The organism is Hymenobacter canadensis, assembly GCF_027359925.1.
Taxonomy (GTDB): Bacteria; Bacteroidota; Bacteroidia; order Cytophagales; family Hymenobacteraceae; genus Hymenobacter; species Hymenobacter canadensis.
Genome location: NZ_CP114767.1, coordinates 4,346,353 through 4,359,884 on the forward strand (window position 1 = coordinate 4,346,353; position 13,532 = coordinate 4,359,884).

Below are 13,532 nucleotides of genomic sequence, written 5' to 3' on the forward strand. Positions count from 1 at the left end.
GTGCCAATCAAGAAAATAAAAGCCCGCCGCAACAGCTGTTGCGGCGGGCTTTTTTATGCACTTTCAATCCGCGTATCTTACTTGCTGAATCTGTATATGTGTTACTATATGAAGCCGTTACTACTGCTTGCCGGAATCTGGTGCCTGACCGGCTGCGCCGTGTATATGCCGATGCAGAACGCGGCGCCTGATATCCGGGCGCAGCATGAGTCGGAGGTGCGGGCCAGCACGTTTCTGAGTCGGGGAGAGGCGTCGGGGGCGTATTCGCCGCTGAAGCACGTGCTGGTACGGGGCGCGTTCGGAATCCGTACTGATTCGGGTGATAGCACCTTCTGGCGCGGCCGGCAGTATGAGCTGGCGGCCGGCACCTACTGGGCCCCGCGCAACTGGACGCTGGGCGTGCTGGGCGGCGTCGGCCAGATCCGCAACCAGACCCGCTACCGCAACGACGGGCAGATCATCTTTCTAGGTGAGCCGGTGCAGCATGAGTTTGACGTGCGCTGCAACAAGCTGTTCGGCGAAGCCTACGCCCTGTACGAGGTCAGCAACCGGTTTTCGCTGGGCGTCTCCTGCCGCAGCACGCGGCTGTACTTCACCCAACTCACCGACGTTGGCCAGCCCATCGACCTGCGCCAGCTCACGCGCGCCGAGCCGATGCTGCTCATGCGTTTCGGCCTCGGCGACCCGTACCAGGGCCGACGACCTGTGCAACTGCAGCTGTCGGTAGGCGGCTCGGCCACCATGGGCTACGATGAGCGACAACCCGACCCCAACTACTCGCGCCGGCAGCTACGGGACTCGCGCTCCTACGTGGCGCTGGGCGTCGGGATTCTGCCACACCGCTTGGCGGCGTTGTTTCGGCAGCCGTAAGGACGGCCTTGCTGATCTTGGTAATTCGAGGCTTCCCAGCTACTGTCGGCGTAGCTCCAGATACTTGGCGTCGCAGCCGCCGAACCGGGTGTATTCGTTCATCGAGTTGCCGTAGTTCTGTATCAGCAGCACGCTGTCCTGCCATGTGGCACTGATATCTTCTGGGGGTTCCTGGCCTTTCAGCCCTACAAAAGTGAAGTAGGTTTCGATACCTTCCTTTGTGATATCCACCTTGCCGGTGACTCCTTCGGACGAGTAAAAATAGCCGTTGCCACCACGCCTTGTCACGATGATAGACAACGCACAGACGGCAGTATCCTGCACTGTGTAGGTGCCAGCGTAGACCGCCTCAGCGGATGAAGCGGTATTGGGAGCATCCGTGGCTTCAGTGCCTAGGCGGGCCTCCGGACGTTCACACCCTGCTGCGGCAAGCAGAGTAGCCACTAATAAAATCAGGCGCATAGTTGGGTTTGAGAAGATGGTTATTGCTGCTTGGGGTAGCCCATCTGCGAGTCGGCCCGCGCCTCTAGCCACGCCGTGGGCGCGCCCTCGTGCTCGAATTCGCCCAGGTGCTGAAACCCGACTTTCGCCAGTACGGCGCGGGAGGCCAGATTCTGCATGTCGGCAATGGCGTAGAGTACCGGCTGCCGCAGCTCTCCGAAGCCATACGCCACCGAGGCGCGGGCAGCTTCCGTAGCGTAGCCGTGGCCCCAGTACCGCCGGATAAGCCGGTACCCCACCTCGTAGAAATCGACGTGGCCGTTGAGTGGCTCGCGAATCAGCTTCAGGCCGGCCCAGCCCAGAAATTCGCCGGTTGCTTTGAGCTCCACGGCCCAGCGGCCAATGCCGTTTTCCTGGTACTGCCGCCGCACAAATTCAATGGCTTGCTGGCTTTCGGCCAGCGTCTGCACGGGCCGGTTGCCGACGTAGCGTTGCACTTCCGGGTCCGAGTCCAGCGCGAACATGCCGGGCGCGTCGGTGGGCTGCAGCTCGCGCAGCAGCAGGCGGGGCGTTTCGGCGAAGGTGGTCATTTGTAGTAGAAAGGCTGTTTGCATGTGGCGTGGACTTCAGTCCGTCGCCCGTGAAAATCGCGCAATATGGCCGATGTGCGAGGGCGGCGGACTAAAGTCCGCGCCACACCCGCTACTTCGGCTTGTCCAGCTTGGCAAACACGTTGTTCAGCCCTTCGGCCCAGCAGGGGTGGGCCAGCACCATGTTCTGCAGCTGCTGGTACTTGAGCTTGCCGGCTATCATCAGCTGAAACATGCTCATGATTTCGCCGCCCTCGGCGCACAGTACCGTGGCGCCCAGCAGCCGGTCGTCGGGCCCGACGAGCACCTTCCAGAAACCGGCGGTGCGGCCGGTTTCGCGGGCGCGGCCTATCGTGCTGACAGGCATGGTGGCCACGCGGTAGGCTATGCCTTCCTCTTTGGCCTGCTCCTCATTCAGGCCGATGCGGCCCAGCTGGGGCTCCGTGAATACGCAGTAGGGTAGGGGCCGCTGTTTGGCCGAGCGCCACTTGCGGTGCAGCAGGCCGTCGCGCACCACGCGGTAGTCGTCGTAGCTGATGTGGGTGAACTGGGGGCCGCCGTGCACGTCGCCGAGGGCGTAGACGCCGCGCACGTTGGTTTCCAGACGCTCATTCACCTGGATGTAGCCTTTCTCGTCGAGCTGGATGCCGGCCGCTTCCAAACCCAGCGTGTCGGTGTTGGGCGTGCGGCCGGTGGCTACCAGCAGGTGCGAGCCGCGCAGGCGCCGCTCGCCGGAGTGGGTGTCGGCTGTGAGGGTGAAGGTGCCATCGTGGTGGCTGACTTTGCGCACTTTGGCGCCCAGCACCACGTCCACACCCTCGTCCTCCAGAATCTTGGTCAGGGCCTGGCACACGTCGTCGTCCTCACGCTCCAGCAGCTGCCCGGCCGATTCCACGATGGTGACCTTGCTGCCCAGGCGGCGGTAGAGCTGGCCAAACTCCAGCCCGATGTAGCCGCCGCCCAGAATCACGAGGTGCTCGGGCAGCTCCTTCAGGTCGAGCAGCTGGGTGGTGGTGAGGTAGGGCAGGCCTTCCAGCCCGTCGATTTCGGGGATGGCCGCCCGCGTGCCGGTGTTGATGAATACCTTTTTAGCCTTCAGCTCCTGGATTTTGCCGTTTTCCAGCTCCACCTGCACCGTGCGCGGACCGCTGAAGGTGGCGTGGCCCTGCAGCACCGTAATGCCGGCCGTTTCCTTGGTCAGGTTGCTGCGCACGCCTTCGCGCATCTCGCCGATGATGACGTCTTTGCGAGCAATGACGGCGGCCATATCCACGGCGGGCTCCCGGCTGCCCAGGCCGTACTCGTCGGCGGTGCGCAGCTGGTGGGCGCGCTCAGCCGAGGCCAGCATGGCCTTCACCGGCGAGCAGCCGTAGTTGATGCAGGAGCCGCCGAGCTTGTTTTCCTCGATCAGCACCACTTTCTGGCCGGCTTTCGCCAAGGCCGTGGCCAATGGGTTGCCGGCCTGTCCGGAGCCAATAATGAGTGCATCGTAGGAAGTATTGGGCATAAAGCACGAAGTTTGAAGGAGGGGCGACCCCGGAGAAGAAACGAATGGTGTACGCTCTACGCAACTAACCTGCCCGCGGCTACACAACGAAACCTGTTTCCGGGCGTTTTGTCACCGGTTTTTCACTGCCTTTGCGTCTATGCCTGCTTTGTTTCGCGCGTTCCTGATTCTGCTGCTGCCTCTGCTGGCCGGCTGCTCGTCGCTGTACTTTCCGCCGCCGCCGCAGGTGCCGCTGCTCACCCAGAAAGGTGAGTGGAGCGCCGGCCTGCACACCAATTTCAGCCAGAACACGGCCGTGCAGGGCGCCTACGCCGTCACGGACCACCTGGGCGTAATGGCCTCGGCCTCCTTCCTGCACGCCGACAAGAAGCAGAGCTTCTTCGGCAACAAAAACAACCGCCAGACCGAAGACCACGACTTCGTGGAAGCCGGCCTGGGCTACTTCACCCGTCTGCGCCAGGACCGCCGGGTGCTGGAAATCTACGGCGGCGTGGGCATCGGGGCCACCAAGTACACCGAGTACAGCCGCGAAACCAACCTGCCCTCCGAGCGCCGTGAGGGCACGCTCTACAAGTATTTCCTGCAGGCCAACTACACGTCCAAGGAAAAGAAAAGCTTCCGCGCCCTCGGTCGCGACTGGCCCTTCAACTACGGCACGGCTATGCGCGCCAGCTACGTGCAAATCACCGATTTCCGCCTCAACGGCGTGGCCCGCGCCCCCGAGTACAACATCTTCTTCGAGCCCATCACCTATACCCGCATCGAGGTGCTGGGCCCACTGCAGCTGCAGCTCATCAGCGGCAGCAACTTCGGCCTCATCCCGCGCAAATACGTGAAGGCAGCCAACTCCGTGTTCCAGCTGGGTATTGTGGTGAACGTGGGCGGGCAGAGCGGGGGAAAGTAAAACGAAAAGTAGCCAAACTAGTTATGGGCACAAGTTTATATTCTATAGCAAATCATCAAATTCCATTTGAAGCCAAAAGTCAAAGAGAAATAATTGATATTATTCTTCCACGGCTGAACACTATGCCGCTCAAGAATCAAGAATTTCTGCTGGATTTCGCATTGGAGTGGAATCATGACAGGCCTGATAGATTGGCCTCTATACGCACCTCTACTTTCTGGCTCCCTATAGTAGAAGATTCCCATCATTATGATTTTAACACTTCCGAAGACAAAGACAAGTCAATGGATTTTGAAGGTCCCTACGATCTTGACTTGTCCTTCGACGATTCTAAAATATGGATACATAACCCTCCTTATCGTTATCGGCAATGGTTCTGCCTGCAAAATTCGGATGGTACCGATGCTACTTTGCATCGTAATGAATGGCGCAAGTACATGCGGCAGGTAGCTTACATATTTGGTGGTAACCGGGTTATTTATTTAGCCGATAATGCGCATCCGCTTGATAAGTATATATCGAGTGACTACTCCTTCGAGGAAATTGAACAAGAGCTCAAAAAGGAATTTGGCGAACCTGCAAGAGCTTTTAGTGAGGTATGTGCAAATGAAAAAACGACGTACTTCATTGACTTCTTCGATGATTTAGATTAATCAGAAGCAATAAAAAAGAGCCCCGACTCGCGCCGGGGCTCTTTCCATAAAATCAGGTGTCGATAATCGACTACTTGCCGCCCAGTACGCGCAGCATGGTGTCGCCGATTTCGGCGGGCGAATCCACTACGTGGATGCCGCACTCGCGCATGATGGCCATTTTAGCAGCAGCCGTGTCGTCGGCACCGCCAACGATGGCACCGGCGTGGCCCATGCGGCGGCCGGGAGGCGCGGTCTGGCCGGCAATAAAGCCTACAACGGGCTTCTTGTTGCCGGTTTCCTTGATCCAGCGAGCAGCTTCGGCTTCCATGCCACCACCGATTTCACCGATCATCACGATGCCTTCGGTTTCGGGGTCGTTCATCAGCATTTCCACCGCTTCTTTGGTGGTGGTGCCGATGATCGGGTCGCCGCCGATGCCGATGGCCGTGGTCTGGCCCAGGCCGGCTTTGGTGAGCTGGTCAACCGCTTCGTAGGTCAGGGTACCCGACTTGGAGACGATGCCGATTTTGCCTTTCGTGAAGATGAAGCCGGGCATGATGCCCACTTTGCACTCGCCGGCGGTCATTACGCCGGGGCAGTTCGGCCCGATCATGCGCAGACCTTCGCGGCCTTTCAGGTACTCCTTCACCGCAATCATGTCCTTGGTCGGGATGCCTTCGGTGATGGTCACAATCACCTTGATGCCTGCGTCGGCCGCTTCCATAATAGCGTCGGCGGCGAAAGCCGGGGGCACGAAGATGATGCTGGTGTCGGCGCCGGCCTGCTCTACGGCTTCGGCCACGGTGTTGAACACGGGACGGTCGAGGTGCATGGTGCCGCCTTTGCCGGGCGTCACGCCGCCGACCACGTTGGTGCCGTACTCAATCATCTGCTGCGCGTGGAACGAGCCTTCAGAGCCGGTGAAGCCCTGCACAATCACTTTAGAATCCTTGTTTACCAGAACACTCATTCGTAGAGGGAGTTAGAGAAGCTATTCGGTTGAGGGTGGGATGTACGGTGGCCCGTAGGGCAACCGGTGTGCAAAAGTAGCCTTTTTTAAGGCCGGGGCAAGCTCCTTGTCATTCCGGGCGAAGCGAGGAATCTGAGTGAAAAGCCAGCCCGGACTAAACCGCTTGTTACAGCTAAACGGCCTTACAGCTCAGGCAGATTCCTCGCTTCGCTCGGAATGACAGGCAAACGCCCCGGCCGAAATCCGTACCTTTACGGCCCGCTCTCTCCAAAATTCCCCTCTCACCTCTCACGCTCACCCATGTACCTGAATAATATCGTTGAGGCCATCGGCAACACGCCGCTGGTGAAGCTCAACCGCGTCGCCGACGGCATCAAAGGCACTGTCCTGGCCAAGGTGGAATATTTCAACCCCGGCAACTCGGTGAAAGACCGCATGGCCGTAAGAATGGTGGAAGACGCCGAAAAAGCCGGTTTGCTGAAGCCCGGCGGCACCATCATCGAAGGCACCAGCGGCAACACCGGCATGGGCTTGGCCCTGGCCGCCATTGCCAAAGGCTACAGCTGCATCTTCGTGATGAGCGACAAGCAAAGCAAGGAAAAGCAGGACATTCTGCGGGCCGTGGGCGCGCAGGTGGTGGTGTGCCCCGTGGATGTGGCCCCCGAAGATCCGCGCTCCTATTACTCGGTGGCCAAGCGCCTGAGCGAGGAAACGCCCAACTCGTTCTACCCCAACCAGTACGACAACATGTCGAACACGGCGGCGCACTACGAGAGCACCGGCCCAGAGCTGTGGAAGCAGACCGAAGGCACCATCACGCACCTGGCCTGCGGCGTAGGCACGGGCGGCACCATCTGCGGCACGGCCAAGTACCTGAAGGAGCAGAACCCGGCCATCGTATCTGTAGGCCTCGACACCTACGGCTCGGTGTTCAAGAAATACAAGGAAACCGGCATCTTCGACGAAAACGAAATCTACCCGTACAAGACGGAAGGTATCGGCGAGGACATTCTGCCGAAAAACGTGGATTTCGACTTGATTGACCTGTTCATCAAGGTTACCGACCAGGACGCTGCTCTCATGACGCGCCGCCTGGCCAAGGAAGAAGGCCTGTTTGTGGGCTGGAGCTGCGGCTCGGCCGTGCACGGTGCCCTCGAGTACGCCCGCGAGCATCTGCAGGAAGGCGACACGATGGTGATTGTGCTGCCCGACCACGGCACGCGCTACCTCGGCAAAATATACAACGACGACTGGATGCGTGCTCAGGGCTGGCTATAAGGCTGTTTCTGGGTTGTGCGGCCTGTTTTGCTAGTTCACTTTTTTGATTTCCGGCCATGCCAAAGAAGCTGCGTAGTGTGGTGTTGATTGACGACAACGAAACCACCATTTTCCTCAACAACCGCCTGCTGACCCGGCTGGAAGTGGCCGACAACATCCTGACGTTTTCCCGCGCCGAACAGGCGTTTGAGGCGCTCTGGGGACCGGAAACGGCCGGAGCACCTGCCCACGACGTGCCCGAACTGGTGTTCGTGGATCTGAAGATGCCCGGCATGGACGGCTTCGAGTTTCTGCAGCGCTTCAACGCGCTGCCCGAAACGGAACGCCAGAAAACAGTGCTCACCGTCCTGACCACCTCCATGCACGCCGCCGACACCGCCCGCGTGGCCCAGTACCCCAACATTGAATACCTCTCAAAACCCCTGACGGAGGAAAAGATGGAAAAGCTGCTGAAAAAGCGTTTCTAACGGTTTGTAGCATAGGCTTCAGCCTGTGCCGTGCAGCGTAGGTATTGGAATAGAAAAAGGCTTGCCGAATCATTCGGCAAGCCTTTTTCTGTTTCAGGGGGTAGCGTAGCTGATTCGGGTGCGGAGGGCGCACCGGCTCCGGCCGAGGTCACACCACGGCCTCCACAAACCGGAAAGCTTCGCCGTCGAACAGGCCTTTGTCGGAGAGCTTGAGGCTGGGAATCACCAGCAGCGCCATAAACGACAGCGTCATGAACGGCGCCCCCAGCGGCGAGCCCAGCTCCCGCGACAGCGCGTCGATGGCGGCGTAGTCGGCGGCCACGCGGTAGCCGTCCTGGCCCGACATGAGGCCGGCCACGGGCAGCGGCAGCAGCAGCTCCTGGCCGTCGGCGCCCACGGCGGCCAGGCCGCCTTTGGCTTCCATCACCAGGTTCACGGCCCGGGCAATGCTCTCGTCGTCGCAGCCTACGGCCGTGATGTTGTGCGAGTCGTGGCCGACGCTGCTGGCCAGCGCACCGCGCTTCAGCCCGAAGCCCTGGATGAAGGCCACGGCCGGCGGCGCGGCGTGGTAGCGGTTCACTACGGTCAGCTTGAGGATGTCCTGCGCCACGTCGGGCACTACCAGGCCGTTTTCCACGCGGGCGGGCACGTCGTGGCGGGCCGTGATGAGTTGGCCGTCGAAGCACTCAATAACGCGGATTTCGTTTTTCGGGGCTTGTTGTTCGTGGCTCGGGGCGGGCAGCTGGAACTCGGCGGCCGAGACGGGGCGGGCGTGGAAGTTGTTGACTTCGCGGCCGGGCACCGAGGCAATGCGGGTCTGGCCGTTTTCAGCCACCAGCTCGCCGTTGAGGTAGGTCTGGCGGACGCGGAAGTCCGTCAGGTCGTCCACCACGATGAAGTCGGCGGGGTCGCCTTCGCGCAGCAAGCCCACGGGCAGGCGGTAGTGCTCCACGGGGTTGCGGCAGGCCACGCGCAGCACCTTCAGCACGTCCTGGCCCAGGGCCACGGCCCGCTGCACCAGCTGGTTGATGTGGCCCAGCACCAGCGTGTCGGGGTGCTTGTCGTCGGAGCAGAACATCAGGTGCTCGTGGTGCTCGGGCAGCAGCTCAATAAGGGCGTCGAAGTTGCGGGCCGCCGAGCCTTCCCGAATCAGGATTTTCATGCCCACGGCCAGCTTGTCGAGGGCTTCTGCGGCCGTAAAGCACTCGTGGTCGGTGCTGATGCCGGCCGAGGCGTAGTGGGCGGCATCGGCGCCGCGCAAACCGGGCGCGTGGCCATCTACGGGGCGGCCGTAGCGCTGGGCCAGCTGGATTTTCTCCATCACGCCCGCGTCGCGGCCGAGCACGCCGGGCCAGTTCATCATTTCGGCCAGGTAGCCGATTTCGGGGTTTTGGAACAGCTGCTCGATGTCCTGGGCCGTGATTTCGGCGCCGGCCGTTTCAAACGGCGTGGCCGGCACGCACGACGGCGCCCCGAAGCAGAACTTGAACGGCACCTGCCGGCCGCTTTCCAGCATAAACTCCACGCCCGCCACGCCCAGCACGTTCCCGATTTCGTGCGGGTCGGAGACGGTGGCCACGGTGCCGTGCACCACCGCCAGCCGGGCAAACTCGGCCGGAATCAGCAGGGAGCTTTCGACGTGCACGTGGGCGTCCACGAAGCCGGGCAGGGCATAGGGCAGCGTGGGGTCGGGGGCAGTAGCGCCGGTGGGGCTGATGGACCGGATGCGGCCGTCGGCAACGTGCAGGGTGGCCGGGGCTATGGTGTTGGCAAACAGGTCGATGACGTTGGCCGTGAGCTGAAAATCGGCGGACATGGGGCAGAAGCGAAACGTGGGGAAAGTTGCAGGTAAGCCAAGGCGAACGGGTAAAGAACCGTATATTTGCCCAAAATCTGCGCCGGTGAGAAAGATTGTGACTTTGCTGATGGCTACCCTCGTGCTGGGTTCGGGCCTTGCTGCCACGGGCTGCGCGAGCCGCACCCCGCAGCAAAAGAAAACGGCATCCATGAAGCGAAAAGCCAAATTTGGCAAGCTGCCCTGCCCGTGCGAGAGCCACTAACTATGGGTCTTGTGAAAAGGAATTGCGTTGTTTTGTTTCGGTTCGCAAGTCGCTGGACGGGGCTGGTGGCTATGATTGTGCTTTTGGCGGCGACGGGGACGCAGGCGCAGATGCGGCCCGTGGTTTCGCCTAGAATCGTAAGCTACAAACCTGGTAGCTACCAGCTTCTGGATGGTAAGTGGTACGCGGCGGAGCTTTATACTTATTCCAGCGATGCCGTGCGGGTACGCAATCCAACCAATAAATTCACTGTGGAGCTTGGCCCTGATGAGGTACGGCAGTTTGTGCTGGAGCAAGACACTTTCAGCGTCCTACTAAATGTGCCTATCCCCGGTCAGCGTGAGGTGCTGAGAGGGTTCGCCAAAAATTTGTACCGGTATGGCAATTTTAGACTTCTGGAGTTTCGCCACACTTCGAGTCTCGCGAGCAGTCTGCTTATGGGCCCCCGGCCACTGAATGTGAGAACCGCTACGCCCATAGAAAGTAGCCTGCTGGTGCAGCCCCGTGGCGGCAACGCTGTGCGAGTACCTAGCAGCCGGGGTGCGTTCGAGAAGGCTATGCTGCCCTTGTTCGAGGACTGCCCCGAAGTAGCCGAGAAAATCAAACGCGGCAAGTGGGGGCAGCAGCACATGAAAAATATCCTGCTAGCGTACGCGCAGTGGCAGCAAACCAGTAGCAAGCCGTCGGAATAGCCCCCAATCCTGATGCGTCTGCTACCAGCCCTACTTCTTTCTGCCTTGGTTGCTCCGGTCGCCCGGGCGCAGCGTGGGCCCCTCAACCCGTTTCTTGCTGATGCCCGAACCTACGCCTAACCCACTTGCTTCCCTCACCGCTGCCGCCGAGGCCGTGCGCCGCCAGCTGCAGGCGCCTGCCTACGACGCCGACGCCGTGCAACGCCTGGCTGAGTTCATTGAGCAGCAGCGCCCCAGCCTCACGTCTGCCACCCGCGAGGGTGTGGTAACGGCGCTGGGCTGCTTTCTGGGGCAATGCCTGGTGGAAACGTATGGCGGCACCTGGGCGCAGGGGCCCGATGGCACCACGGGAGTCGGCATCCGGCAGCACAGCTTTTTCAACCCCTTCTACCGCATTGCGCAGCAACTAGACAAGGGCCAGCCCGAGTCGGTGGCGGCGTTTTTTGCGGGCATACCCGAACGGCTGGCCTCCGCGCCCCGTCGCAAAACCTGGATTTCGTGAGTGCAGCCAGCCCCCAACCCGTGCCGAGAGAATCAGCCATGAGAAAAATCGTCATTGCCATCGACGGCTACTCTTCGTGCGGCAAAAGCACGACGGCCAAAGCCGTGGCCGCCGAGCTGGGCTACGCCTACATCGATACCGGCGCCATGTACCGGGCCGTCACGCTCTACCTGCTGGAGCAGGGCATTGCTTTCGACGACCTGCCTCGCGTGGAGCAGGCCCTGCACGAGCTGCACATCACCTTCAAGCGCAACCGCAAAACCGGCCGCAACGAGCTGTGCCTCGACGGTACCATCCGAGAAGATGAAATCCGGCAGATGCGCATTTCCAACCTCGTGAGCGAGGTATCGGGCATTGTGGCGGTGCGCCACGCCATGGTGGCCCAGCAGCAGCGCATGGCCCGCAAGCGCGGCGTGGTGATGGACGGCCGCGACATTGGCACCACCGTGTTTCCGGATGCCGAGGTGAAGGTGTTTATGACCGCCGAGGTGCTGACCCGCGCCGAGCGTCGCCAGGAAGAGCTGTCGGCCAAGGGCGAGCAGGTGGCGGTGGAGGAAATCGTGGAAAACCTGCGCAAGCGCGACCACCTCGACTCCACCCGCACCGAAAGCCCCCTGCGCCGCGCCGCCGACGCCGTGCTGCTCGACACCACCCACATGATGATCGACGAGCAGGTGGATTTCGTGCTGGAGCGGGTGTCGGCCACGCTGTTTGCGCTGGCCGCTGGTGCCGGCCCCGAACGGAATGGCGGCGAAGTGGTTGTATAAGTTTAGTGCTTGGTTGTTAGTGCCTAGTGCTTAGGCACTAGAATTGTATTACTGCACTTTCGTTCTGTTCTGGCTCCGATACTTCATTGAATTTCGCTGCCCCTCACAGCCTAAGCACTAGGCACCACGCACTAAGCATCAATCTCCATGAACGTCACCATAGATAAGAATTCCGGCTATTGCTTTGGCGTCGAATTCGCCATTCAGATGGCGGAGGATGAGCTGGCCCACGACGAAACCCTGTATTGCCTGGGCGACATCGTGCACAACCGCATGGAGGTGGAACGCCTGCACGAGAAAGGGCTGCGCATCATCGACCGGGAGCAGCTGGAGCAACTGCACGACTGCAAGGTGCTGATCCGGGCCCACGGCGAGCCGCCGGAAACCTACCAGCTGGCCCTGCGCAACAACATCGAGCTAATTGACGCCTCGTGCCCGGTGGTGCTGAAGCTGCAGAACCGCGTGAAGCACGCCTTCGACGCCAGCCAGCGCCAGAATGGCCAGATTGTCATCTACGGCCAGCCCGGCCACGCCGAAGTGGCCGGCCTTACGGGCCAGACCGGCAACCGCGCCATCATCGTCATGACCGAGGCCGACCTTGATCAGGTGGACTTCTCGCGGCCCGTCACGCTTTTCAGCCAGACCACCAAAAGCACGGCCGGCTTCTACCGCATGAAAGCCCTGATGGAACAGCGGATTCAAGCAGCCGGGGGCGCACTGGAGTCTTTCGATGCCAACGACAGCATCTGCCGGCAGGTGAGCAACCGCGAGCCGGCACTGGCCAAGTTTGCGGTGCTGCACGACGTTATCATCTTCGTGAGTGGCCGCAAAAGCTCCAATGGCAAGGCCCTGTTTTCGGTGGTCAACCAAACCAACCCGCGCAGCTACTTCGTGGAAAATGAGCAGGAGCTGCTCGACGAGTGGTTTCACGACGCCGAGTCGGTGGGTATCTGCGGCGCTACCAGCACGCCCATGTGGCTGATGGAGCGTGTGAAAGACCGGATTGAGGAAGTAGCCGCCAGTGTAGCATGACCTCCAGTTGTGCTGTCTCGCGGGTGCTTTCATTGCAAGCAGCGCGAAGTACCCGCAGGGCAGCGCAGTTAATCTTGCCTCCCAGGTAAGAAACGACCCTAATAGCCAAGCCCTCCGGCGCCAGGTTACGAACCTGCTGCCGGAGGGCTTGGCGCTTGCAGTAGGTTTTTAGCATCGAGAGGAAGAATCAGCTGCGCCGCTCGCAGACAAACGGCTGACGGCACAGGCTGAAGCCTATGCTACATTTGTGGCATGCGCAGACTGATTAACTACTTCCTCAACGGCTTCCTTATTGTGGCGCCCATCGGCCTCACGATCTACATTCTGTACTCGCTGCTCCGCTGGCTCAACGACCTGTTTGCGAGCCTGAGCTTTGATGTGCCGGGGCTGGGGCTGGTGGTGGCGGTGCTGCTGATAACGGCCGTGGGCTTTGTGGCCAGGTCGTTTATGGTGCGGCCGTTTCTGGTCATTGCCGAGCGGATTCTGCACCGCACGCCGCTGGTGAGCATCATCTACTCCAGCCTCAAAGACCTGTTTGATGCCTTCGTCGGCGACAACCAGAAGTTCAACTGCCCGGTGCTGGTGCGCCTCAATGCCCAGGACAACGTGTTCAAGATGGGCTTCATCACCCAGGACGACCTGGCCGCACTGCACCGCCCCGACTTGGTGGCCGTGTACTTCCCGCACTCCTACAACTTCTCCGGCGAGCTGGTGCTGGTGCCGCAAGCCAGCGTCACGCACCTGGACCTGCCCAGCTCCGACGCTATGAAGTTCATCGTGTCTGGCGGCGTGTCGCGGCTGGGGTAGGCGTAGCGGC

14 protein-coding genes and 1 pseudogene are annotated in these 13,532 nt (G+C 60.8%); 10 read left to right on the forward strand and 5 right to left on the reverse strand.

The window, feature by feature from the left end; genetic code table 11:
- Positions 1–108 precede the first annotated feature (108 nt).
- Complete coding sequence (locus tag O3303_RS18560) at positions 109–870, forward strand: hypothetical protein (RefSeq protein ID WP_269559860.1); 762 nt, start codon at positions 109–111, stop codon at positions 868–870.
- Between the two features lie 39 nt (positions 871–909).
- Here the strand turns inward: O3303_RS18560 and O3303_RS18565 are convergent, their stop codons facing one another.
- The 3 genes from O3303_RS18565 to O3303_RS18575 form a co-directional block, all read right to left on the reverse strand.
- Complete coding sequence (locus O3303_RS18565; protein WP_269559861.1) at positions 910–1,332, reverse strand: hypothetical protein; 423 nt, start codon at positions 1,330–1,332, stop codon at positions 910–912.
- Positions 1,333–1,352: 20 nt separating this feature from the next.
- Positions 1,353–1,901, reverse strand: a complete 549-nt coding sequence (locus O3303_RS18570; RefSeq protein ID WP_269559862.1) for a GNAT family N-acetyltransferase — start codon at positions 1,899–1,901, stop codon at positions 1,353–1,355.
- 112 nt (positions 1,902–2,013) lie between these two features.
- Positions 2,014–3,408 (reverse strand): mercuric reductase, encoded by a 1,395-nt coding sequence (locus O3303_RS18575; RefSeq protein ID WP_269559863.1) that lies wholly within the window; start codon positions 3,406–3,408, stop codon positions 2,014–2,016.
- A 139-nt stretch (positions 3,409–3,547) separates the two neighbouring features.
- Here O3303_RS18575 and O3303_RS18580 point away from each other — a divergent pair, with 139 nt between their 5' ends.
- Both O3303_RS18580 and O3303_RS18585 read left to right on the forward strand, forming a co-directional pair.
- A complete protein-coding gene (locus tag O3303_RS18580) occupies positions 3,548–4,312 on the forward strand; it encodes an outer membrane beta-barrel protein (RefSeq protein ID WP_269559864.1) in 765 nt (254 codons plus the stop codon).
- A gap of 23 nt (positions 4,313–4,335) precedes the next feature.
- Complete coding sequence (locus O3303_RS18585) at positions 4,336–4,965, forward strand: hypothetical protein (protein WP_269559865.1); 630 nt, start codon at positions 4,336–4,338, stop codon at positions 4,963–4,965.
- 70 nt (positions 4,966–5,035) lie between these two features.
- Here the strand turns inward: O3303_RS18585 and sucD are convergent, their stop codons facing one another.
- Complete coding sequence (gene sucD, locus O3303_RS18590) at positions 5,036–5,917, reverse strand: succinate--CoA ligase subunit alpha (RefSeq protein ID WP_044014134.1); 882 nt, start codon at positions 5,915–5,917, stop codon at positions 5,036–5,038.
- 300 nt (positions 5,918–6,217) lie between these two features.
- On the opposite strand from sucD, the pseudogene O3303_RS18595 reads away from it, so the two are divergent.
- Together O3303_RS18595 and O3303_RS18600 are read left to right on the forward strand one after the other, a co-directional pair.
- A pseudogene (locus tag O3303_RS18595) lies at positions 6,218–7,192 on the forward strand (PLP-dependent cysteine synthase family protein); the annotation flags it as partial.
- A 59-nt stretch (positions 7,193–7,251) separates the two neighbouring features.
- Positions 7,252–7,662 carry a response regulator gene (locus O3303_RS18600; RefSeq protein WP_269559866.1) on the forward strand — a complete coding sequence of 137 codons (411 nt, stop codon included), beginning with the start codon at positions 7,252–7,254 and terminating at the stop codon, positions 7,660–7,662.
- Between the two features lie 148 nt (positions 7,663–7,810).
- Here the strand turns inward: O3303_RS18600 and ade are convergent, their stop codons facing one another.
- Positions 7,811–9,478 carry an adenine deaminase gene (ade, locus tag O3303_RS18605; RefSeq protein ID WP_269559867.1) on the reverse strand — a complete coding sequence of 556 codons (1,668 nt, stop codon included), beginning with the start codon at positions 9,476–9,478 and terminating at the stop codon, positions 7,811–7,813.
- 66 nt (positions 9,479–9,544) lie between these two features.
- Here ade and O3303_RS18610 point away from each other — a divergent pair, with 66 nt between their 5' ends.
- The 5 genes from O3303_RS18610 (at position 9,545) to O3303_RS18630 (ending at position 13,522) form a co-directional block, all read left to right on the forward strand.
- Complete coding sequence (locus tag O3303_RS18610) at positions 9,545–10,414, forward strand: hypothetical protein (RefSeq protein ID WP_269559868.1); 870 nt, start codon at positions 9,545–9,547, stop codon at positions 10,412–10,414.
- Between the two features lie 100 nt (positions 10,415–10,514).
- Positions 10,515–10,916 carry a hypothetical protein gene (locus O3303_RS18615; protein ID WP_269559869.1) on the forward strand — a complete coding sequence of 134 codons (402 nt, stop codon included), beginning with the start codon at positions 10,515–10,517 and terminating at the stop codon, positions 10,914–10,916.
- A 38-nt stretch (positions 10,917–10,954) separates the two neighbouring features.
- Positions 10,955–11,683: a (d)CMP kinase gene (cmk, locus tag O3303_RS18620; RefSeq protein WP_269559870.1), complete on the forward strand. Its 729-nt coding sequence runs from the start codon at positions 10,955–10,957 to the stop codon at positions 11,681–11,683.
- A 147-nt stretch (positions 11,684–11,830) separates the two neighbouring features.
- A complete protein-coding gene (locus O3303_RS18625) occupies positions 11,831–12,715 on the forward strand; it encodes a 4-hydroxy-3-methylbut-2-enyl diphosphate reductase (protein WP_269559871.1) in 885 nt (294 codons plus the stop codon).
- 252 nt (positions 12,716–12,967) lie between these two features.
- The gene (locus O3303_RS18630) at positions 12,968–13,522 is read left to right on the forward strand and encodes a DUF502 domain-containing protein (RefSeq protein ID WP_269559872.1); all 555 of its coding nucleotides are present in this window, start codon (positions 12,968–12,970) and stop codon (positions 13,520–13,522) included.
- Positions 13,523–13,532: the final 10 nt, after the last annotated feature.